At 61.6% G+C, this 18,770-nt stretch carries 17 protein-coding genes and 1 tRNA gene; 8 read left to right on the forward strand and 10 right to left on the reverse strand.

The annotated features are described in order from the left end of the window. Positions 1–885, forward strand: a complete 885-nt coding sequence (locus tag ACIPSK_RS24760) for a methyltransferase domain-containing protein (RefSeq protein WP_446532977.1) — start codon at positions 1–3, stop codon at positions 883–885. A gap of 12 nt (positions 886–897) precedes the next feature. Here the strand turns inward: ACIPSK_RS24760 and ACIPSK_RS24765 are convergent, their stop codons facing one another. The 6 genes from ACIPSK_RS24765 to ACIPSK_RS24790 all read right to left on the reverse strand — a co-directional run bounded on the left by ACIPSK_RS24765 (position 898) and on the right by ACIPSK_RS24790 (position 5,014). Beyond that, entirely contained in the window at positions 898–1,065 is a 168-nt protein-coding gene (locus tag ACIPSK_RS24765; RefSeq protein WP_017966387.1) for a Flp family type IVb pilin, read from the reverse strand. A gap of 73 nt (positions 1,066–1,138) precedes the next feature. After that, a complete protein-coding gene (locus ACIPSK_RS24770; RefSeq protein WP_017966386.1) occupies positions 1,139–1,453 on the reverse strand; it encodes a hypothetical protein in 315 nt (104 codons plus the stop codon). A 126-nt stretch (positions 1,454–1,579) separates the two neighbouring features. Beyond that, complete coding sequence (gene mutT, locus ACIPSK_RS24775; RefSeq protein WP_162116767.1) at positions 1,580–1,993, reverse strand: 8-oxo-dGTP diphosphatase MutT; 414 nt, start codon at positions 1,991–1,993, stop codon at positions 1,580–1,582. Further along, positions 1,990–2,796, reverse strand: a complete 807-nt coding sequence (locus tag ACIPSK_RS24780; protein ID WP_162116768.1) for a GNAT family N-acetyltransferase — start codon at positions 2,794–2,796, stop codon at positions 1,990–1,992. Before ACIPSK_RS24780 ends, mutT begins: the two co-directional genes overlap by 4 nt. After that, entirely contained in the window at positions 2,777–4,018 is a 1,242-nt protein-coding gene (gene argJ, locus ACIPSK_RS24785; protein ID WP_162116920.1) for a bifunctional glutamate N-acetyltransferase/amino-acid acetyltransferase ArgJ, read from the reverse strand. Before argJ ends, ACIPSK_RS24780 begins: the two co-directional genes overlap by 20 nt. A 114-nt stretch (positions 4,019–4,132) precedes the next feature. Next, a complete protein-coding gene (locus tag ACIPSK_RS24790) occupies positions 4,133–5,014 on the reverse strand; it encodes a peptidylprolyl isomerase (RefSeq protein ID WP_162116769.1) in 882 nt (293 codons plus the stop codon). A 246-nt stretch (positions 5,015–5,260) separates the two neighbouring features. Between ACIPSK_RS24790 and secA the strand changes: the two genes are divergently transcribed. The 3 genes from secA to ACIPSK_RS24805 all read left to right on the forward strand — a co-directional run bounded on the left by secA (position 5,261) and on the right by ACIPSK_RS24805 (position 10,851). Further along, a complete protein-coding gene (secA, locus tag ACIPSK_RS24795) occupies positions 5,261–7,978 on the forward strand; it encodes a preprotein translocase subunit SecA (protein WP_162116770.1) in 2,718 nt (905 codons plus the stop codon). A gap of 179 nt (positions 7,979–8,157) precedes the next feature. Further along, positions 8,158–9,573 (forward strand): lipopolysaccharide biosynthesis protein, encoded by a 1,416-nt coding sequence (locus tag ACIPSK_RS24800; RefSeq protein WP_032985212.1) that lies wholly within the window; start codon positions 8,158–8,160, stop codon positions 9,571–9,573. Continuing rightward, positions 9,574–10,851 carry a GNAT family N-acetyltransferase gene (locus tag ACIPSK_RS24805; protein ID WP_162116771.1) on the forward strand — a complete coding sequence of 426 codons (1,278 nt, stop codon included), beginning with the start codon at positions 9,574–9,576 and terminating at the stop codon, positions 10,849–10,851. On the opposite strand, the gene ACIPSK_RS24810 is transcribed toward ACIPSK_RS24805, so the two are convergent. Further along, complete coding sequence (locus ACIPSK_RS24810; protein WP_162116772.1) at positions 10,848–12,479, reverse strand: AMP-binding protein; 1,632 nt, start codon at positions 12,477–12,479, stop codon at positions 10,848–10,850. The two genes, ACIPSK_RS24805 and ACIPSK_RS24810, sit on opposite strands and share 4 nt — an antisense overlap. Before the next feature lie 217 nt (positions 12,480–12,696). On the opposite strand from ACIPSK_RS24810, the gene ACIPSK_RS24815 reads away from it, so the two are divergent. Then, entirely contained in the window at positions 12,697–13,677 is a 981-nt protein-coding gene (locus ACIPSK_RS24815) for an aldo/keto reductase (RefSeq protein ID WP_162116773.1), read from the forward strand. An 83-nt stretch (positions 13,678–13,760) separates the two neighbouring features. Here ACIPSK_RS24815 and ACIPSK_RS24820 read toward each other — a convergent pair whose 3' ends face one another. Continuing rightward, positions 13,761–14,339 (reverse strand): TetR/AcrR family transcriptional regulator, encoded by a 579-nt coding sequence (locus tag ACIPSK_RS24820; RefSeq protein WP_162116774.1) that lies wholly within the window; start codon positions 14,337–14,339, stop codon positions 13,761–13,763. Positions 14,340–14,468: 129 nt separating this feature from the next. On the opposite strand from ACIPSK_RS24820, the gene ACIPSK_RS24825 reads away from it, so the two are divergent. Together ACIPSK_RS24825 and ACIPSK_RS24830 are read left to right on the forward strand one after the other, a co-directional pair. Then, on the forward strand, positions 14,469–15,764 hold the full coding sequence (locus ACIPSK_RS24825; RefSeq protein ID WP_017966375.1) for an MFS transporter: 1,296 nt from the start codon (positions 14,469–14,471) through the stop codon (positions 15,762–15,764). Positions 15,765–15,889: 125 nt separating this feature from the next. Next, positions 15,890–15,974, forward strand: a tRNA-Leu gene (locus tag ACIPSK_RS24830). An 83-nt stretch (positions 15,975–16,057) separates the two neighbouring features. Here ACIPSK_RS24830 and ACIPSK_RS24835 read toward each other — a convergent pair. Continuing rightward, positions 16,058–16,345: a hypothetical protein gene (locus ACIPSK_RS24835; RefSeq protein WP_162116776.1), complete on the reverse strand. Its 288-nt coding sequence runs from the start codon at positions 16,343–16,345 to the stop codon at positions 16,058–16,060. 169 nt (positions 16,346–16,514) lie between these two features. After that, positions 16,515–16,799 (reverse strand): hypothetical protein, encoded by a 285-nt coding sequence (locus ACIPSK_RS24840; protein ID WP_162116777.1) that lies wholly within the window; start codon positions 16,797–16,799, stop codon positions 16,515–16,517. Between the two features lie 213 nt (positions 16,800–17,012). Here ACIPSK_RS24840 and ACIPSK_RS24845 point away from each other — a divergent pair, with 213 nt between their 5' ends. Then, positions 17,013–18,761 (forward strand): cation:proton antiporter domain-containing protein, encoded by a 1,749-nt coding sequence (locus ACIPSK_RS24845; protein WP_162116778.1) that lies wholly within the window; start codon positions 17,013–17,015, stop codon positions 18,759–18,761. The last annotated feature ends 9 nt before the right edge of the window (positions 18,762–18,770 follow it).

An 18,770-nucleotide genomic window follows, 5' to 3' on the forward strand; every position in this document is an offset into this window, starting at 1 on the left:
ATGGAAACGATCTTCGACAGAGCCCTGATCGCCGCACATCGCCATCGCGCGCTTGTAAACAACGACCCGAAAGCCGCCTTCCTGCTCGACATTGCCGCTGAGGAAATGGCCGAGAGGCTTACGGTGGTCGAGCGGACTTTCGAGACCGCCGTCGAACTGCATGGCGCAACCGGTGCTGCCGCCCGTGCCGCGCTAGAGACGGGCAAAATCGGCACGATGATCCGCATCGAAAGCGAGAAGGTCTATGCCGGACCGGGCGAAACCTTGATCGAGGCGCCGCTGGAGGATGTGCCGCTCGAACCGCAATCGGCCAATCTTATCCTTGCGCCGCTCAGCCTGCATCTGACCAACGATACGCCGGGTGTCTTCATCCAGATCCGCCGTGCCCTGAAACCGGACGGCCTGTTCCTGGCCGCGATCCCCGGCGCCGGCACGTTGCAGGAATTGCGCGACGTGCTGCTGGCCGCCGAGGTCGAGATGACGGGTGGCGCAAGCCCGCGTGTCATTCCCTTCGCCGACGTGCGCGATGTCGGCAGCCTCATGCAGCGCGCCGGCTTCACGTTGCCGGTGATCGACGCTGAGAACTATACGGTGCGATATGATTCGCTCTTTCCGCTGATGCGGGATCTGAGAGCGATGGGCATGAGCAATCCACTTGCAGCCCGCGCCCGGATGCCCCTGACGCGCGCCTTCTTCCTGCGCGCAGCGGAGATCTACGCCGAACGTTATTCCGATCCCGATGGACGTATCCGCGCCACCTTCTCGATCATCTATGTCTCGGGATGGTCTGCCCACGAGAGCCAGCAAAAGCCGCTCAGGCCAGGTTCGGCCAAGGCGCGCCTTGCCGATGCACTGAAGGTAGACGAGTACAAGCTCAAGCAGTAGCGGCCGGCGTCTTCAATTCGCGGGCAGATTGTTGCCGATCACGTTGAAGACGCCTTGCAAGGCGCCGGTGAAGGCTCCGAGACCGGAGATGAGCGCGCCACAAATGAGGGCGGCGATCAAGCCATACTCGATTGCCGTCGCACCTCTGTTATCCGCAAGAAATGCTTTCAAAATACGCATTATTACGCGACCCTCTGAGCGAAACCGACTGCAAACGACCAATTCCACGATTATCGGGGACGGCCGGCATTCTTCAGCAACCGCCGACGCCATAGCCCTGGACGACGCAGACCGACCCGGGCGTCTCCTGAAGAACGCTGCGGCGGATGGTGTAACGCTTGCCGCTTTCACTCTTCGGGATTGATCCCGTCGTGATCGTATCGAAGTCCGCCGGCGCGCTGGCAAAAACGCTTTTCTTCGAGGAATCCGCAAGCATCGGCGTCAGAATGAGCGTCAGCGCGACCACCGCCGTGCCGAACAGAAGGGCGATATTCAGCGCACCCGTCCTGCGCGAGGCAGACGAAGCCCGTTCCTTTTCCCGGACAGCTTTCCAGAAATCATCGTCCATGACGTCAAGCCTTTTAATACACGCACGCCAGATGCTTGATTGAGGCCGATCTTTGGCAGAAGGTGCTAAACGATCCATTAATATCCACAGCCGAAAACGGTGTGGCACAATAATAATCAGATAACGCTAAAGTAAATCCTGCAACATCGGGATGAGCGGCTCGTCGGCCGGCGGCATCGGGTAATCGCGCAGCGCCTGCGGACGCACCCATTTCAGCGCCTGGCCCTCCCGGCCCCGGGGAATGCCCTCATGGCGCCGGCAGATATAAAGCGGCATCAAAAGATGGAAGGTCTCGTAAGAATGGCTGGCAAAGGTAAGCGGCGCAAGGCAGGCGATCTTGGTGATGATGCCGAGCTCTTCCTCGAGCTCGCGCACGAGCGTTTCCTCCGGCGTCTCGCCGGGCTCGACCTTGCCGCCGGGAAACTCCCAGAGCCCGGCAAGCGACTTTCCCTCGGGACGCTGCGCCAACAGGATACGCCCATCGGCATCGATCAGCGCACAGGCGGCGACCAGCAATATCTTCCGGCCTGCCTCGCTCATCGCGGCTCCTTTTGCCAATAGCAATAATGATAGGCGTCGCGAAAACCGAGGCGCTCATAGAGTGCGATAGCCGGGCGGTTGGACAGCTTCACCTGCAGCCAGGCCGAACGGGCGCTGCGCATGCGCGCCCAGCGTAGCGCCGAGGTCAGGATTTCGGTGCCAAGCCCCTCGCGCCGCCGCGTCTCGGAGACCGAAAGCGACATGATGCCGGCAAGGTCATTGTCCTGGACGCAGAGAACGGTCGCAAGCGGACCGTCCGTCGCATTCTCGATCATGAACAGGCCGGATGGCGGCTTGATCGCCGAAATGATCTCGGCAAGCGCCGGCTTCAGCCTCAGTGGCGCCTGGTCGACGGCAAGATTGGCGTCGACGAACCGGCCGACGTCATGGGTCGGCAGGTGATCGAGCGTATCCGGCAGCTCCGCCTCGGCAAGGTCGCAGGTCATCACCACCGTCTCATCGAAGCACGTCCAGTTCTGCGTGCGCAGAAGTTCGATCAGCATCGGCGAGGCAAGCGGCGTCTGGCGGACCACGGCAGCGCGTCCATAGGCCTCGAACTTCCGGCGCGCTTTTTCGAGGCGGATTTCGACGTCGCGATGATCCGAAGGATCGAGCGGCACGATCGAATTCAGCCGGTTGGACGGGTGACCGGCCGTCAGCCGCACCTGCCAGCTGCCGTCATATTGCACGGATGCCGCCGGCCAGGCGCGGAAGCCGACGGCCTCCAGCCTGCGCACCAGCGGCAGATTGTGTAGGGAAATGGATGCCTGCGCCAATGAACGATCAGCTCCGATAGTCGCCATTGATCGCAACATATTCCTTGGTGAGGTCGCAGGTCCAGACCGTTGCCGTGCCGGCGCCGAGCCCGATATCGACTTTGACGGGGATATCCTGCGCCTTCATGACGTTCGAGGCCGCCTCCTCGGAATAATCGGGATCACGCTCGCCATTGACGGCAACCCTGATGTCGCCGAACCAGATGGCAAGCCGGTCGCGGTCTGCCATCTCGCCGGACTTGCCGACGGCCATGACGATACGGCCCCAATTGGCGTCCTCGCCGGCGGCGGCCGTCTTGACCAGCGGCGAATTGGCGATCGACAGCCCGATACGCTTGGCGGCGGCATCGCTCTCTGCGCCCGTCACGGTGATTTCGAGCATCTTGGTGGCGCCCTCGCCGTCCCGCACCACCTGCAGCGACAGATCCTTCAGCACTTCATTGAGTGCGGCTCGGAAGGCGGCAAGGCGCGGATCGTCGGCGCGGTCGATGCGGGCCTGGCCGTCCTCGGCTGCGGCACCCGTTGCAAACAGCATCAGTGTGTCGGAGGTGGAGGTGTCGCTGTCGACGGTCATGGAATTGAAGGTCGGGCCGACGCCGTCGGACAGCAGCGCCTGCAGCGCGGCAGGCGCGATGTCGGCATCGGTGACGACGAAGGAGAGCATCGTCGCCATATCAGGCGCGATCATGCCGGCGCCCTTGGCGATGCCATTGATCGTCACCGCCACGCCGCCGATCTCGGCGCTGCGGGTCGAAACCTTCGGATAGGTGTCGGTCGTCATGATCGCCTTGGCCGCCTCGAACCAGAAATCGCCGGTCGCTTCGACCTGCATCCGTTCCAGAACGCCTGAGAATTTGGTGGCATCGAGCGGTTCGCCAATGACGCCGGTCGAGGCCAGATAGACCTCGTTCTCGGCACAGCCGACGGCAGCGGCAGCCGACTTCGCCGTCAGCGCGGTCGCCTGGCGGCCCTTCAGGCCGGTGAAAGCATTGGCATTGCCTGAGTTGACGACGACGGCGCGGGCGCTGCCGTGGGGGAGGTTGGCCCGGCAGAAATCGACCGGCGCCGACGGGCACTTGGAGCGGGTAAAAACGCCCGCGACGGTCGCCGGCCTGTCGAAGACCATCATCAGCACGTCGGTACGGTTCTTGTACTTGATGCCGGCGGAAGCCGTCGCCATGCGCACGCCGCGCAGCGGTGGCATCGAGACGAAGGATTTCGGAGCGAGCGGAGAGACGGAACCGGACATGATGAGACCTGCCAATGAGCATTTCCAGGCGAAATGGAAACCGGTTCGCCGTCCGGAAATGCGACAACCACGATAGTGAAGGGCCCGGAAGAACCGGGCCCTAGGCGATTATTATTACTGCTGCGGCGCCGGCGCGACGGGCTCGCTGCCCGGCTCCGGCTGCTTGTTGGCTTGGTCGTAACCCTTGCGCAGCGTCTCGTCCGTGATCTCGATCTTGGACGAGGCCTTCGCCTGGTTCAGAAGCGCAAGATACTTGTCGCGCATGACGAGCTGACGAACCTGATCCTGCACCTGATCGAAGGGCGGCGGCGGCGCATCGCGCTTATCTTCGACCTTGATGACGTGAAAGCCGAAATCGGTCTTAACAGGCGTCTTTGAATATGTGCCTTTCTCAAGCACGAAGGCTGCGTCTTCGAATTCCTTGACCATGCGGCCGCGCGAGAAATAACCGAGGTCGCCGCCTTCCGACTTGTTCGGATCGGTGGATTTCTCCTTGGCGAGTTCGGCGAAATCCTTGCCGGCGTCGAGCTGCTTGATGATGTCCTTGGCTTCGTCCTCGGTCTTGACGAGGATATGACGGGCGTGGACTTCCTCCTGCTTCGGCAGGGCGGCGACTTCCTTGTCGTAACGGGCCTTGACTTCGTCAGGCGTTACGATGTCGACGACATGCTTCTTGAAATAGGCATTGTGCAGCTCGCGATCGGTGAGATACTGCATGCGCTTCTTGAATTCGTCGGTCTGATCGAGCTTCTCGGTCGCAGCGTCGGCGGCGAGCAGCTTCACGTCGATGGCGGCGGAAAGGGCTGCGACCTTCTTCTGGTCATCGGGAAGCTGTGCCAGCTGGGGGTCGAGATTGGCGACGGCGAGGTCGAGTTCCGACTGGTGGATCTCCAGGGCGCCGACCGTGGCGATGACGGCGTCATCGGCATAGGCCGGGGCCTGGAGCGCAACGAAAGTTGCAAACGCCAGAACGGCAAGTTTGTTGGTGCTCAACATGAAATACCCTTCACAGTTACATTGCCGGTTTCAGCATCCCCTGAATCCGGCCCAAAATAGCCATCAACACCGGATTGTGGCCTTTCTGTATCCGCCAAATCCGTTGACATCATTCGACCCCCCTCTTATCTGTCACGCAACCTCGCGTCCAGAACAGTTTCCGGGCGTTTTAAGGCGCGCGCCTGATTTTCGGCTGGGCCGCGAACAAGAAACGCCGGGGATGAATATTGAGAAAGGGCCAGTCATATGGTCAGCTTTGGCGGTATAGCCCGCAAGTTATTTGGGTCTTCCAACGACCGCCGCGTGCGGTCCTTCCAGCCGAACGTCATTGCCATCAACTCTATCGAAGAGAAGACGAAGGCCCTGACGGACGAGCAGCTCGCGGCAAAGACCGTGGAGTTTCGCGCCCTGCTCGCCGAGGGCAAGACGCTGGACGACATTCTGATCCCGGCCTTTGCTGTCGTGCGCGAAGCCTCGCGCCGCGTCCTCGGCCTGCGACCTTTTGACGTACAGCTGGTCGGCGGCATGATCCTGCATTCGAATGCGATCGCCGAGATGAAAACCGGCGAAGGCAAGACCCTTGTCGCCACCCTGCCGGTCTATCTGAACGCGCTTTCCGGCAAGGGCGTGCACGTCGTCACCGTCAACGATTACCTCGCCCAGCGCGATGCCGCCAACATGGGCCGCGTCTACGGCTTCCTCGGCATGACCACCGGCGTCATCGTCCACGGCCTTTCCGACGAGGAACGTCACGCGGCCTATGCCTGCGACATCACCTACGCCACCAACAACGAACTCGGCTTCGATTATCTGCGCGATAACATGAAGTACGAGAAGAACCAGATGGTCCAGCGCGGCCACAACTTCGCGATCGTCGACGAAGTGGACTCGATCCTCGTCGACGAGGCGCGCACGCCGCTCATCATCTCCGGTCCGCTCGACGACCGCTCCGAACTCTATAATACGATCGACGCCTTCATTCCGATGCTGGCTCCCAGCGATTACGAGATCGACGAAAAGCAGCGCTCGGCCAACTTCTCCGAAGAGGGCACCGAGAAGCTGGAAAACCTGCTCCGCCAGGCTGGCCTCTTGAAGGGCAACGCGCTCTACGACATTGAGAACGTTGCCATCGTCCACCACATCAACAATGCGCTGAAGGCTCACAAGCTCTTCCAGCGCGACAAGGACTATATCGTCCGCAACGACGAAGTGGTCATCATCGACGAGTTCACCGGCCGTATGATGCCGGGTCGCCGCTATTCGGAAGGCCAGCACCAGGCGCTCGAAGCCAAGGAAAAGGTGCAGATCCAGCCGGAAAACCAGACGCTGGCCTCGATCACCTTCCAGAATTATTTCCGCATGTACGACAAGCTCGCCGGCATGACCGGTACGGCGCAGACGGAAGCGGAAGAATTCGCCAATATCTACAATCTCGATGTCATCGAGGTCCCGACCAACCTGCCGATCAAGCGCCTCGACGAGGATGACGAGGTCTACCGGACCTTCGACGAAAAGTTCAAGGCGATCATCGAAGAGATCCTCGACGCCCACAAGCGCGGTCAGCCGGTGCTGGTCGGCACCACCTCGATCGAGAAATCGGAACTGCTCGCCGAGCGCCTGCGCAAGCAGGGCTTCGACGACTTCAAGGTGCTGAACGCCCGCTACCACGAGCAGGAAGCTTATATCGTCGCCCAGGCCGGCGTGCCGGGTGCCATCACCATCGCCACCAACATGGCCGGCCGCGGCACCGACATCCAGCTCGGCGGCAACCTCGACATGCGCATCGAGCGCGAACTCGGCGAAGTCGAAGCCGGTCCGGAGCGTGACGCCCGGATCCAGGCGATCATCGAGGAGATCAAACAGCTTAAGCAGAAGGCGCTCGAAGCCGGCGGCCTCTACGTCATCGCCACCGAACGCCATGAAAGCCGCCGCATCGACAACCAGCTCCGCGGCCGCTCCGGCCGTCAGGGCGACCCCGGCCGCTCGAAGTTCTACCTCTCGCTTCAGGACGACCTGATGCGCATCTTCGGTTCCGACCGCATGGACAGCATGCTGACCAAGCTCGGCCTCAAGGAAGGCGAGGCGATCGTCCATCCCTGGATCAACAAGGCCCTGGAGCGCGCCCAGAAGAAGGTCGAAGCTCGCAACTTCGATATCCGCAAGAACCTGTTGAAGTATGACGACGTTCTCAACGATCAGCGCAAGGTGATCTTCGAGCAGCGCCTCGAACTGATGGAATCGACCAACATATCCGAGACCGTCTCCGACATGCGCCGCGAGGTGATAGAGGACATGGTCGACAAGCATATCCCCGAGCGCGCCTATGCCGAACAATGGGATGCTGTCGGCCTGAAGACCGGCGCTTTGAACATCCTCAATCTCGACCTGCCGGTCGAGGACTGGGTGAAGGAAGAAGGAATCGGCGAGGACGATATCCGCGAGCGCCTGACCGAAGCCGCCAATGCGGCCTTCACGGAAAAGGCCGAGCGTTTCGGCGACGACATCATGCATTATGTCGAACGCTCGATCGTCATGCAGACGCTTGATCATCTTTGGCGCGAGCACATCGTCAACCTGGACCATCTGCGCTCCGTCATCGGCTTCCGCGGCTATGCCCAGCGCGATCCGCTACAGGAATACAAGTCGGAGGCCTTCGAGCTCTTCACCGCGCTGCTCAACAATCTGCGCGAGGCCGTCACTGCCCAGCTGATGCGCGTCGAACTGGTGCAGCAGGCGCCTGCCGAGCCTGAACCGCCGCTGATGCAGGCCCATCATCTGGATCCGACGACCGGCGAGGACGATTTCGCCCCGGCGATCTACCAGGCGTCGGAAGTCATCGTTTCGCCTGAAAACCGCAACCCGGATGATCCCGCCACCTGGGGCAAGGTCGGCCGCAACGAGACCTGCCCCTGCGGCTCCGGCAAGAAATACAAGCACTGCCACGGCGCCTTCGAGCAGGTCTGAGGCAAGCCCGCAAAGATCCGCGAAAATGCCGCCTTCGGGCGGCATTTTCTTTTCTGCGGCAACGCCGAAAATCCGAATTTCAGCGTTGGACGGCAGCCCAATCCGGAACCGTTTCTTAACCCTGTCCTGTCAAGACTTCAGGGGCGATTTGCCTGACCTCAGAGTTTTGCGTGTTCATCATGGCGGTCATAGAAACAGCGGAGAAGATGCTGCCCGCGGGCCTGCGCCCAATCGGCGGCCGTACGCTGCGCATGCTTGCCGCCGTGCTCACCGAACGCGGGGAGAAGGCGGCCGCCCAACGCATGGCGCTGACGGCGTTTTCGATCCGTATCCTCAGCGCAGCACTCGCCTTCGTCTCCCAGATCGTGCTTGCCCGGCTGATGGGCGAGTATGAATACGGCATCTTCGTTTTCGTCTGGGTGCTGGTCGTCGTCTTCGGCGATCTCTCATGCCTCGGTTTCCACACCGCGATCGTCCGCTTCTTGCCGCAATACAGGGCTGCCGGCGCCTTCGAGGAAATCCGCGGCCTGACCGGCACGGCGCGGATCTTCGCGCTGCTGTCCGGCACGGCGGTGCTCGCCGCCGGCATGCTCGGGCTGCATTTCTTCGGCGATATGATCCAGGTCTATTATCTCGTCCCGATCTTCATCGGCCTGCTCGCCATGCCGATGATCGCGCTCGGCGACATTCTGGAAGGCACATCACGGGCGAACCATTGGCCGGTGATGGCGCTGAGCCCGGTCTACATCGTCCGCCCGATCCTCATCATCCTCTTCATGCTGATCGCGATTGCCATCGGCGCCGAGCACACGGCCGTCACCGCAATGCAGGCAGCACTCGTCGCCACCTTCGTCACCGCTCTCGGCCAGTATGTCGCAACGCTCTACCGCCTTCGCCGGCATTATGACGAAGGCCCGCGCAAGGTCGATTTCCTCGCCTGGTTCAGCGTCGCCTTCCCGATTTTCCTGATCGAGGGCGTGAGCTTCCTGCTCACCAATTCCGATGTCGTCGTCGTCGGCATCTTCCTCGAGCCGCACGACGTCGCCATCTATTTCGCCGCCGCCAAGACGATGGCGCTGGTGCATTTCATCAATTTCTCGGTCAAGGCGGCCTCCGGCCCACGCTTTTCCTCGATCATCGCCGAAGGCGACCACGCCCAGCTGGCAACCGCTGCCATCGACGCCGCCCGCTGGACCTTCTGGCCGGCACTCGGGGTCGGCCTTGTCGTGCTTGCGGCCGGCCATCTGCTGCTGTCGCTCTTCGGCGGCGCCTTTACATCAGGCTATCTGGTGATGGCTATCCTGCTCGCCGGCATCCTTGCCAAATCGCTGGTCGGCCCGGCCGAAACGCTGCTGATGATGGCAGGCAAGCAGAACCTCTGCGTCGCACTCTATGCCGGCGCATTGACGGCCAATGTCAGCCTCAACCTCGCATTGATCCCACATTACGGCATCGAGGGCACGGCGATCGCCACGGCCTCCGCCATGGCCGTCGAGGCGATCCTGCTGCATATGGCCGTGCGCCGCACGCTCGGCATCGTCCTTTTCGCCTTCGCCAGCCCCTCCACCGCAACGCCTGAAATGAGAGTTCGATAGATGGTGCGTGTTCCCCCCGTTACCGAAAGCACTGACAGCGCCGCAAACCGCATGGTGCATGATCTCGCCGCGTTGAATTTCGAAGCACCGCGGGCCGAGGCTCGCTCCGAGATCGGCCGGCCGGGCCGCGAGCTCTGCATCTATCCCGGCAAGCTCGGTTATGAGCTTCAGGATGAGCTCGATTTCCTCTCCAACCGGGCGATGGAGCCGAACGTCTTTTTCTCCGGCCGTTTCCTCGCCCCCGCCATGCCGCGGCTCGAAGACCGGCAGGTGAACTTCGCCCTGATCCGCGATCACAATGCCGGCCGCAGCCGTATGCGCTTACTCTTGCCGTTTTCGGTCGACAAGCCGGGCTTCGCCGTCGGCCCGTCGATCATCCGCGGCTGGTCGAACAGCTTCGGTCCGCTCGGCACGCCGCTCGTCGATGGCGAGGATGCCGCCGAGACGCTCGACAATCTCTTCGAGGGACTGACCGCCCGCGATCTCAATCTGCCCGGCATATTGGTTCTGCCGGATCTCAGGCTGAACGGTATCTTCGTGCGCATGCTCAAGGCCGTGGCGCTCAGCCGCAATCTTCCCGTCACCGTCACCAATCCTTACCTGCGCCCGATGCTGCAGAGCGAGGAAGAGGCGCCGGCCTATCTCGGCAAAACCATCTCCTCCTCGCATATGCGCGAGATGCGCCGGCAGTGGCGCCTGCTGGAGGAACAGGGAACAACGGTCTATGCTGTCGCCCGCCAACCGCGCGAAATTCATGTCCGCTTCGAGGAATTCCTGGCAATGGAAGCCGGGGGCTGGAAGGGCAAGCGGCGAAGCGCTCTCGTCACCGATCGTTATCATACGGCCTTCGCCCGCGAGGCGGTGTCGAACCTTGCCGCCGTCGATGCCGTGCGCATTCACACGATCGATCTCAACGGCAAGGCGATCGCCGCCATCGTCGTGCTGATGATGGGCGGCGAGGCCTATACCTGGAAGACCGCCTACGATGAAAACTATGCCCGCTATTCGCCGGGCAAGCTTTTGATGAGCGAACTCACCGAATGGCATCTCGACGATGCCAATATCGTGCGGTCCGATTCCTGCGCCGTCTCGGATCATCCGATCATGAGCCGCTTCTGGCAGGAGCGCGAGGAGATGGGAACACTGGTGATCGGCCTGATGCAGAACGGCGACCGCGACATGCGCCAGGTCACCGCCCAGCTCCACATGTACCGCAGCACCCGCAACATGGCGAAGATGCTGCGCGAAAAGATCATGTCGCTTGCCGGGCGAGGCTAACCTTCAGCCGCCGCCCTCTCCCGCAGCAGCCGGCGGATCACCTTGCCGGTGGTCGTCAGCGGCAAGGCATCGATGAATTCCACCTCACGGGGATATTCGTGCATCGAAAGCCGCGTCTTCACCCATTCCCTTATGTCGGCGGCCAGCGCCTCGCTTGGATGATGGCCCGGTGAAAGCACGATATAGGCCTTGACGATCTCGGTGCGCACCGCATCGGGCTTGCCGACGGCGGCGGCAAGCTGCACGGCGGGATGGCCGATCAGGCAGTCTTCGATCTCGGCCGGGCCGATGCGATATCCCGACGAGGTGATGACGTCGTCGTCGCGGCCTTCGAAGGTGACGTAGCCCTCAGCGTCCTGCCGGCCGATATCGCCGGTGAGCAGCCAGCCCTTGGCGAATTTTCGTTCGGTCGCCGCCGCATCGTCCCAATAGCCGAGGAACATCACAGGATCGGGACCGGCGATGGCGATCTGGCCCGGTTCGCCGACGGGCAACTCGTCGCCCGTCTCGCTGACGATCGCGACGCGATGCCCGGGCACTGCCCGTCCGATGGCACCGGCCTTGGTGACGCCATAAGCAGCGCTGGAAGCGAGCACGAAATTGCACTCCGTCTGGCCGTAGAATTCGTTGACGGTGATGCCGAGCGTATGCCGCGCCCATTCATAGGTCTCGCGGCCGAGCGCCTCCCCGGCCGAGCCGATGGTGCGCAGCACCAGATCATATTTCGAGCGCGGATCGGACACGGACCGCATCAATCTCAGCGCCGTCGGCGGAATGAAGGCATTGCGCACCTTCATCTCAGCCATGATGCGATAAGCCATGCCGGCATCGAATTTCTGCGCCGGCGACGAGACGACGGGAACGCCGAGCAGAAGGCTCGGCAGCAGCGCATTGAGCAGACCGCCCGCCCAAGCCCAGTCGGACGGCGTCCAGACCTTGTCGCCCGGTTGCGGAAAACCCTCATGGGCAAACTGCATACCGGGAATATGGCCGGGCAGAACGCGATGACCATGCAACGCACCCTTGGGCGGCCCCGTCGTGCCGGAGGTAAAGATCATCAGCGCCGGATCGTCCGGACCGGTCTTGGCGATGTCGAAGACAGGGGGATGGCCATCCGCCAGTTCGGCGAAAGCAGTCGCATCGGCACTCGCCCCGTCGATGCTGACGATATGCTTCAACGCCGGCAGGCGTCCGCGGATCTGCCGGATGCGTTCGAGACCGAAGCCGTTGGTGACGACGGCCGCGGCACCTGCCGCCTTCAACCGGTATTCCAGCGCCTCGACGCCGAAGAGCAGCGCCAGTGGCAGCGCGATCGCGCCGGTCTTATAGATCGCCACATGCGCGATCACCGTTTCGAAGGATTGCGGCAATAGCAGCGCGACGCGATCGCCGCGTTTGATATCAAGTGAAACGAGCGCATTTGCAAAAGCCGAGGAAAGGTCGGCGAGCGCGCGATAGGTCATTGCGCGATGATCGCCGTCAAGGCTGAAATGCTCAAGGCAGACACGCTCCGGATCTCTTGCGGCCCAGTCGTCGCTGACGGCGCGGCCGATATTGAAATCCTCCGGAATCCGCCAGGAGAAATCGCGATAGAGATCGTCGTAGCGATCGTGTGACGGCAGCTGCATGGTCGGATTCCGATAAAATGCTGCGTCAGCTAACATCTTGCGGCGCGGATGTGCAAGCTGCAGCCGGAATCGACAGCGATGAGCTTCAGAAGTCGATCACGGATCATTGTGCGCATGCAGCGTAGATTCTTCATTTGCCGCCCTGCGACTTTGGCGATCTCGCGCTAAATCATGGAGAGCCGCCTGGGGGTCATCCAATTCATCACGGAGTCGTTTCATGGAATATGTAAAATTCGGAAAGACCGGTCTCGAAGTATCGAAAATCTGCCTGGGCTGCATGACCTTCGGCGATCCCGGCCGCGGCAATCATGCCTGGAGCCTGCGGGAAGAAGAAAGCCGGGTGATGATCAAGCAGGCGATCGACCTCGGCATCAATTTCCTCGACACCGCCAACACCTATTCCAACGGTTCGTCAGAGGAGATCGTCGGCCGCGCCATCAAAGATTTCGCCAAGCGCGAGGACATCGTGCTGGCGACCAAGGTGTTCAACCGCATGCGGCCGGGCCCGAACGGCGCCGGCCTGTCGCGCAAGGCGATCTTCGACGAGATCGACAACAGTCTGCGTCGTCTCGGCACCGACTATGTCGATCTCTACCAGATCCACCGCTTCGACTACACGACGCCGATCGAGGAAACGCTGGAAGCGCTGCACGACATCGTCAAATCAGGCAAGGCCCGCTATATCGGCGCCTCCTCCATGTATGCCTGGCAATTCGCCAAGGCGCTCTATGTCTCCAGACTGAACGGCTGGACCGAATTCGTCAGCATGCAGGACCACCTGAACCTGCTCTACCGTGAGGAAGAGCGCGAAATGCTGCCACTCTGCGAGGATCAGAAGATCGCCGTCATCCCCTGGAGCCCGCTTGCCCGCGGCCGCCTGACCCGTGACTGGGACGAGACGACGGCACGCAGCGAAACCGACGAATTCGGCAAGACGCTCTACACCCAGTCCATCGATGCCGACCGCAAGATCGTCGGGGCCGTGGCCGAAGTCGCCACTGCCCGCAACATCTCCCGCGCCCAGGTCGCAACCGCCTGGATCCTGCAGAAGACTGCGGTGACCGCCCCGATCATCGGCGCGTCCAAACCCAACCACCTCAGAGACGCCGTTGCCTCGCTCTCGGTCAAGCTTACCGCCGAGGAAATCGCGGCACTGGAAGCACCCTACGTCCCGCACGCCATCGCCGGTTTCAAGTAGCCGCTGGCTTCTCGGTCCTCAGCACATGCAAAGTAGATCCCTCTCCGCGCGGAGATCGAAACCATCGCCTTTCGCGACTGAGATTATGTCTGGCTTTCAGGATCGAGCTGCCGGCGCATCGTCACCAAAAACTGCTCGGCAAGCGCCCTGTCCTCGACCGCGCGGGCAAGAATGACAGCACCCATCATCGATGACAGTGTCGTCGTCGCATTGGCACGACGCTTCTCTTCCGTTTCGCCGGGAACGATATCGGCAAGCGTGTCGACCAGCACGGACAGCCCATCGCTGAAAACCGCGCGGACCGCGCCGCGGCTGCGGCTGACCTCCTGGATCAGCATTGCGAAGACGCAGCTGCCGCCGGGATCGTCAACCGTGCGCCAGTGGATATAATGATCGAGAAGCGCTGCCAACGGCCGGTCGGGCGATTCGGCGATATGTTCCTTCCAGCGCCTTTCGACCTTGTCGATCAGCTTGCGGCTGACCTCAAATGCCAGGTCGTCCTTCGAACCGAAATGACCGTAGAAGCCGCCATGCGTCAGCCCCGCCGCCTTCATGATGTCGGCGACGCCCACCCCGTCGAAACCCTTTTCGCGGAAAAGCACGCCGGCAACGCTCAGGATCTTTTCGCGGTTCTCGGCAAATTTTTCGCGGCTGACCCGCATTCGTCATCTCCAGAAATAGGCGCTTGACAAAATATATGACGTCCATCATCAATACGCAAGAAATATGATGTCCATCATGTAAATCGGTCCAGTATCTCCTAAGACCTGAATTCAACCGGAATCTTGCCCATGGTTTCCACAGCCCTTGCCTCCTCTCTTGCTCGGCGCAACATCCATTACGGCTGGGTCGTCGTCGCCGCGACCTTCCTCACCATGCTGGTCACCGCCGGCGCCATGGGCGCACCCGGCGTTCTCATCAAGCCACTGCAGGACGAATTCGGCTGGGAGACATCGCAGATTTCCTCGGCCCTTGCGATCCGTCTGATCCTTTTCGGCTTCATGGGTCCGTTCGCCGCCGCCTTCATGAATTATTTCGGCGTGCGCAAGGTCATCGTCTTCGCCTTAGCGCTGATCGGCGCAGGCTTCGTCGGTTCGCTGTTCATGACGACGCTGTGGCAGTTGCTGCTGCTCTGGGGTATCGTCGTCGGCTTCGGCACGGGTCTGACGGCCATGGTGCTCGCCGCAACGGTCTCCAGCCGCTGGTTCACCAAGCATCGCGGCCTCGTCGTCGGCATGCTCTCGGCAAGCTCGGCCACCGGCCAGCTCGTCTTTCTGCCGTTGATGGCGGAACTGACGCAACGTTACGGCTGGCGCTCGACGGTGTTTTTCGTCTGCGCCATGATCATGGTTGCAGCCCTTGCCGTGCTTGCCTTCATGCGCGACCGGCCAGCCGATCTCGACCTGCCCTCCTTCGGCGAAACGCAGGTGACGCCACCACCGGCAAGCACCTCGCTTGGCGCCGCGCTGATGACGCCGATCACCGTCCTCAAGGAAATCTCAAAGACCTCGACCTTCTGGATCCTCTTTGCCACCTTCTTCATCTGCGGTCTCAGCACCAACGGCCTGATCCAGACCCATTTCGTCACCCTGTGCGGCGATTTCGGCATTGTACCGGTGGCCGCGGCCAGTGTGCTGGCTGTCATGGGCATCTTCGATTTCTTCGGCACCATTGGTTCCGGCTGGCTGTCCGACCGTTTCGACAATCGCTGGCTGCTGTTCTGGTATTACGGCCTGCGCGGTCTCTCGCTGCTCTACTTGCCCTTCAGCAATTTCAGCTTTTACGGCCTCTCCATCTTTGCCATTTTCTACGGTCTCGACTGGATCGCCACTGTGCCGCCGACCGTCAAGATCGCCGCCGACCGCTTCGGCCGCGAAAAGACCGGCCTCGTCTTCGGCTGGGTCTTTGCCGGACATCAACTGGGAGCCGCCACGGCCGCTTATGGCGCCGGCCTCTCGCGCACGGAGCTTTCGAGCTACCTGCCCGCCTTCTTCGTCGCCGGCGCCTTCTGCCTGCTGGCCTCGATCCTGGCGATTACGCTGAAGAAGTCTGGCCTGAGCAACCCGGCACCGGCCGCCGCCCATTGATATCAAACAGGATCCGGCCTCGAAGCGAGGCCGGATCTCTCTACCGGATCAGTCCGATAACTTCGCTTGCCCGTCTTGCGCGCCCGGGCGCTCGCATGTTAGACAGCCGCCCGTTCGTATCCGTTGCCCCATTGGCGGAATTGGTAGACGCGCTCGACTCAAAATCGAGTTTCGAAAGAAGTGCTGGTTCGACTCCGGCATGGGGCACCATCATCTCAAATTATTGTCGCGTAGTGTCCCTGCCTCAAAAACCCGACACAGGACCACGCAACATAATTCGTATCTAGCGAAGCTTACTTATTCTTCAGCAACCACATCTTGCCGGCCATCGTGATGCCGTAGACGTCTTTTGATGCGTCGTCATTCAGATGCCGCCTCTCCAGAAAACCCGGCTCCTTCAGCTCGCCCAGCGTCTTGGCAGTGACCGATTTTATTTTCTGCGGCCGCTCTTTCCACCGGTCAGTTTTTGCATAAGTCACCGTCGCGTTCTCGTGCGTCCATTTATTGGCCGGCTGAGGATAAAGGTCTCCATCCCTGGCGAGTTTAAGTGCGGCGATCTGGGACGGCGTAAGCTCAATCATTCTGAAAAATCCTGTGCGGGCGGTGTTTGCGCTGGGAACGCGCTTTTACCAAAGGCGTGCTCATAACACCGACAGACGACTTTCACCACCGCATTGAGTTATTCGCGCCACGAAAGGCGAAAGCCCGGCTCGTCGGAACCGGGTTTCGTGCTTATCGCATATTTTTTCGTTAATTGCAGCGCCGGACCGTCCTGGTGACCTCGCCTTCGTCGGTCTGTCGGGTGACGCTCCTGGTTTCGCAGCCATTATCGCGATAGCGGCGGTGCTCACGCTCGCGCACAGCACCGAAGGTGACGCCACCTTCGCTGATCGTGATGCCGGGTCGTACCCGCTCATGGCGATAGCCGTCGTCATAAGAACGCTCCCTGACATAGACGCTGTCGGCAAGAACAGGCGCTGCAAACGAGCAGGCGGCAAGAGCCGCCACAGTACAGTTTAGGATGATCTTCCGCATATCGTTCTCCTTTCTTGATGAAAGGCCAACGAGACAAGACGCAAGTGGTTCCAACATCGGTGACGGCCCGACCGTGCCGTGGCGACGTCTGCGCCGCACTGGCCAGCGACTGAGAACGAAGACTTCAAACAGGAGCCCATCCCCCAAATCAACTGTTTAATTTTGCTTGCGCTTCGTCCAGAGTGGCCGCCGCGATCACAAGAGAGGGCGGACGTGCATCAGGAAGTAGGACTTATCGCGACGGTCGCCGTCAGTTTCGTTTTCGCGGCGATCCTGGGCTATGGCGCCGACCGGCTTCGGCTGCCGCCGCTCGTCGGTTATTTGATGGCGGGCATCCTGATGGGTCCGTTCACGCCGGGCTTCGTCGCCGATACCGCCCTTGCCGGCCAGCTCGCCGAAATGGGCGTCATCCTTTTGATGTTCGGCGTCGGCCTGCATTTTTCCGCCTCCGACCTGCTCGCCGTGCGCGGCATCGCCGTGCCGGGCGCGATCGGGCGGATTATCCTCGCCACCCTGTTGGGCATCGGTCTTTGCAAGCTCTGGGGCTGGAGCCTCGGCGCCGGCATCGTCCTTGGCCTCAGCCTGTCGGTGGCGAGCACCGTCGTGCTCTTGAAGGCGCTGGAGGAGCGCAATCTCGTCAGCGCGGCGAGCGGACGCGTCGCCGTCGGCTGGCTGATCGTCGAGGATCTGGTGATGGTGCTGGCGCTGGTGCTGCTGCCGGCGCTCGCAGAGCTTCTGGGTGGCAATGCCAGCATTACGACCAATCATGGGCTCGGCGACCTGCCGCTGGTGCTGACGATCGGCCTGACGCTGCTGAAGGTGGCGGCCTTCGCCGCCATGGCGATCTTCCTCGGCCCTCGCATCGTGCCCTGGCTGCTGACGATGATCGCCCGCACCGGCTCGCGCGAACTCTTTACGCTGACGGTGCTGGCGATCGCGCTCGGCATCGCCTTCGGTTCGGCGGCGATCTTCGGCGTCTCCTTTGCGCTCGGCGCTTTTTTCGCTGGCGTCGTCATGAGCGAATCCCAGCTCAGTCACAGGGCGGCGGCCGACTCGCTGCCGCTGCAGAATGCCTTCTCCGTGCTGTTCTTCGTCTCCGTCGGCATGCTCTTCGATCCCTCGATCCTGGTGCGTCAGCCGCTCGCCGTGATCGGCGCGCTGGCGCTCGTCATCCTCGGCAAAGGCATCATCACCTTCCTGATCGTCATCCTGCTCAGATATCCGATCAGCATGGGGTTGACTCTGGCCGGCGGCCTTGCCCAGATCGGCGAGTTTTCCTTCATCCTCGCCGGCCTCGGCGTCTCGCTCGGGCTCCTGCCGCATGAGGGCCAGGATCTGATCCTGGCCGCCGCAATCCTGTCGATCACCCTCAATCCGATCGTGATCTTTGCGACCGACGGCCTGAAGAAATACATCCATTCGAAATGGCCCTCCCTCTGGGAAAGCTACGGCAGGAGCAGACAGAAGGCGCTCGGCAAAGAGCTCGAAAAGATCAGGGAGCTCGGCGAAGAGCGCGAGCGCCAGCATCAACTGAAGATGCAGCAGCTGATCGAGACTTTCCCGCTGTTCTCCGAGGTCGACGAGGACGCGCAGGAGGAGCTGCTGCTGCTCTTCAAGGCGAAATCCGCGCCGCCTGGCGAACGCGTCATCCGCCGCGGCGACCGCGGCGACAGCATGTATTTCATCTCCTCTGGCGCGGTGGAAGTGCGGCTCGCCAGCGGCGCGATACGCCTGGAGCCGGGCGCCTTCTTCGGGGAAATGGCGCTGCTGACTGGCGGACGGCGCACCGCCGACGTCATCGCCGTCGACTTCTGCCAGTTCGAGGTGCTCGAGCGGCGCGACTTCAACATGTTCATGTCGCGCCATCCGCATCTGCGTGCCGCCGTTAGCGAAATGGCCCAGAAGCGGACGGAAATGAACGTCCTGCGGCAGCAATGGGAAAAGTCGATGGACCTATCCTGAGACGGGATC

It is taken from the genome of Rhizobium sp. LARHSG275 (genome assembly GCF_052871115.1).

Excerpts from the sequence above, each read along its gene's own strand:
- ACIPSK_RS24825 (WP_017966375.1), top strand. The coding sequence starts at position 14,469 with ATGGTTTCCACAGCCCTTGCCTCCTCTCTTGCTCGGCGCAACATCCAT.
- ACIPSK_RS24815 (WP_162116773.1), top strand. The coding sequence starts at position 12,697 with ATGGAATATGTAAAATTCGGAAAGACCGGTCTCGAAGTATCGAAAATC.
- ACIPSK_RS24760 (WP_446532977.1), top strand. The coding sequence starts at position 1 with ATGGAAACGATCTTCGACAGAGCCCTGATCGCCGCACATCGCCATCGC.
- ACIPSK_RS24780 (WP_162116768.1), bottom strand. The coding sequence starts at position 2,796 with ATGGCGACTATCGGAGCTGATCGTTCATTGGCGCAGGCATCCATTTCC.
- ACIPSK_RS24820 (WP_162116774.1), bottom strand. The coding sequence starts at position 14,339 with ATGCGGGTCAGCCGCGAAAAATTTGCCGAGAACCGCGAAAAGATCCTG.
- ACIPSK_RS24790 (WP_162116769.1), bottom strand. The coding sequence starts at position 5,014 with ATGTTGAGCACCAACAAACTTGCCGTTCTGGCGTTTGCAACTTTCGTT.
- ACIPSK_RS24805 (WP_162116771.1), top strand. The coding sequence starts at position 9,574 with ATGGTGCGTGTTCCCCCCGTTACCGAAAGCACTGACAGCGCCGCAAAC.
- ACIPSK_RS24840 (WP_162116777.1), bottom strand. The coding sequence starts at position 16,799 with ATGCGGAAGATCATCCTAAACTGTACTGTGGCGGCTCTTGCCGCCTGC.
- argJ (WP_162116920.1), bottom strand. The coding sequence starts at position 4,018 with ATGTCCGGTTCCGTCTCTCCGCTCGCTCCGAAATCCTTCGTCTCGATG.
- ACIPSK_RS24770 (WP_017966386.1), bottom strand. The coding sequence starts at position 1,453 with ATGGACGATGATTTCTGGAAAGCTGTCCGGGAAAAGGAACGGGCTTCG.
- ACIPSK_RS24835 (WP_162116776.1), bottom strand. The coding sequence starts at position 16,345 with ATGATTGAGCTTACGCCGTCCCAGATCGCCGCACTTAAACTCGCCAGG.
- mutT (WP_162116767.1), bottom strand. The coding sequence starts at position 1,993 with ATGAGCGAGGCAGGCCGGAAGATATTGCTGGTCGCCGCCTGTGCGCTG.
- ACIPSK_RS24800 (WP_032985212.1), top strand. The coding sequence starts at position 8,158 with ATGGCGGTCATAGAAACAGCGGAGAAGATGCTGCCCGCGGGCCTGCGC.
- ACIPSK_RS24765 (WP_017966387.1), bottom strand. The coding sequence starts at position 1,065 with ATGCGTATTTTGAAAGCATTTCTTGCGGATAACAGAGGTGCGACGGCA.
- ACIPSK_RS24810 (WP_162116772.1), bottom strand. The coding sequence starts at position 12,479 with ATGCAGCTGCCGTCACACGATCGCTACGACGATCTCTATCGCGATTTC.
- secA (WP_162116770.1), top strand. The coding sequence starts at position 5,261 with ATGGTCAGCTTTGGCGGTATAGCCCGCAAGTTATTTGGGTCTTCCAAC.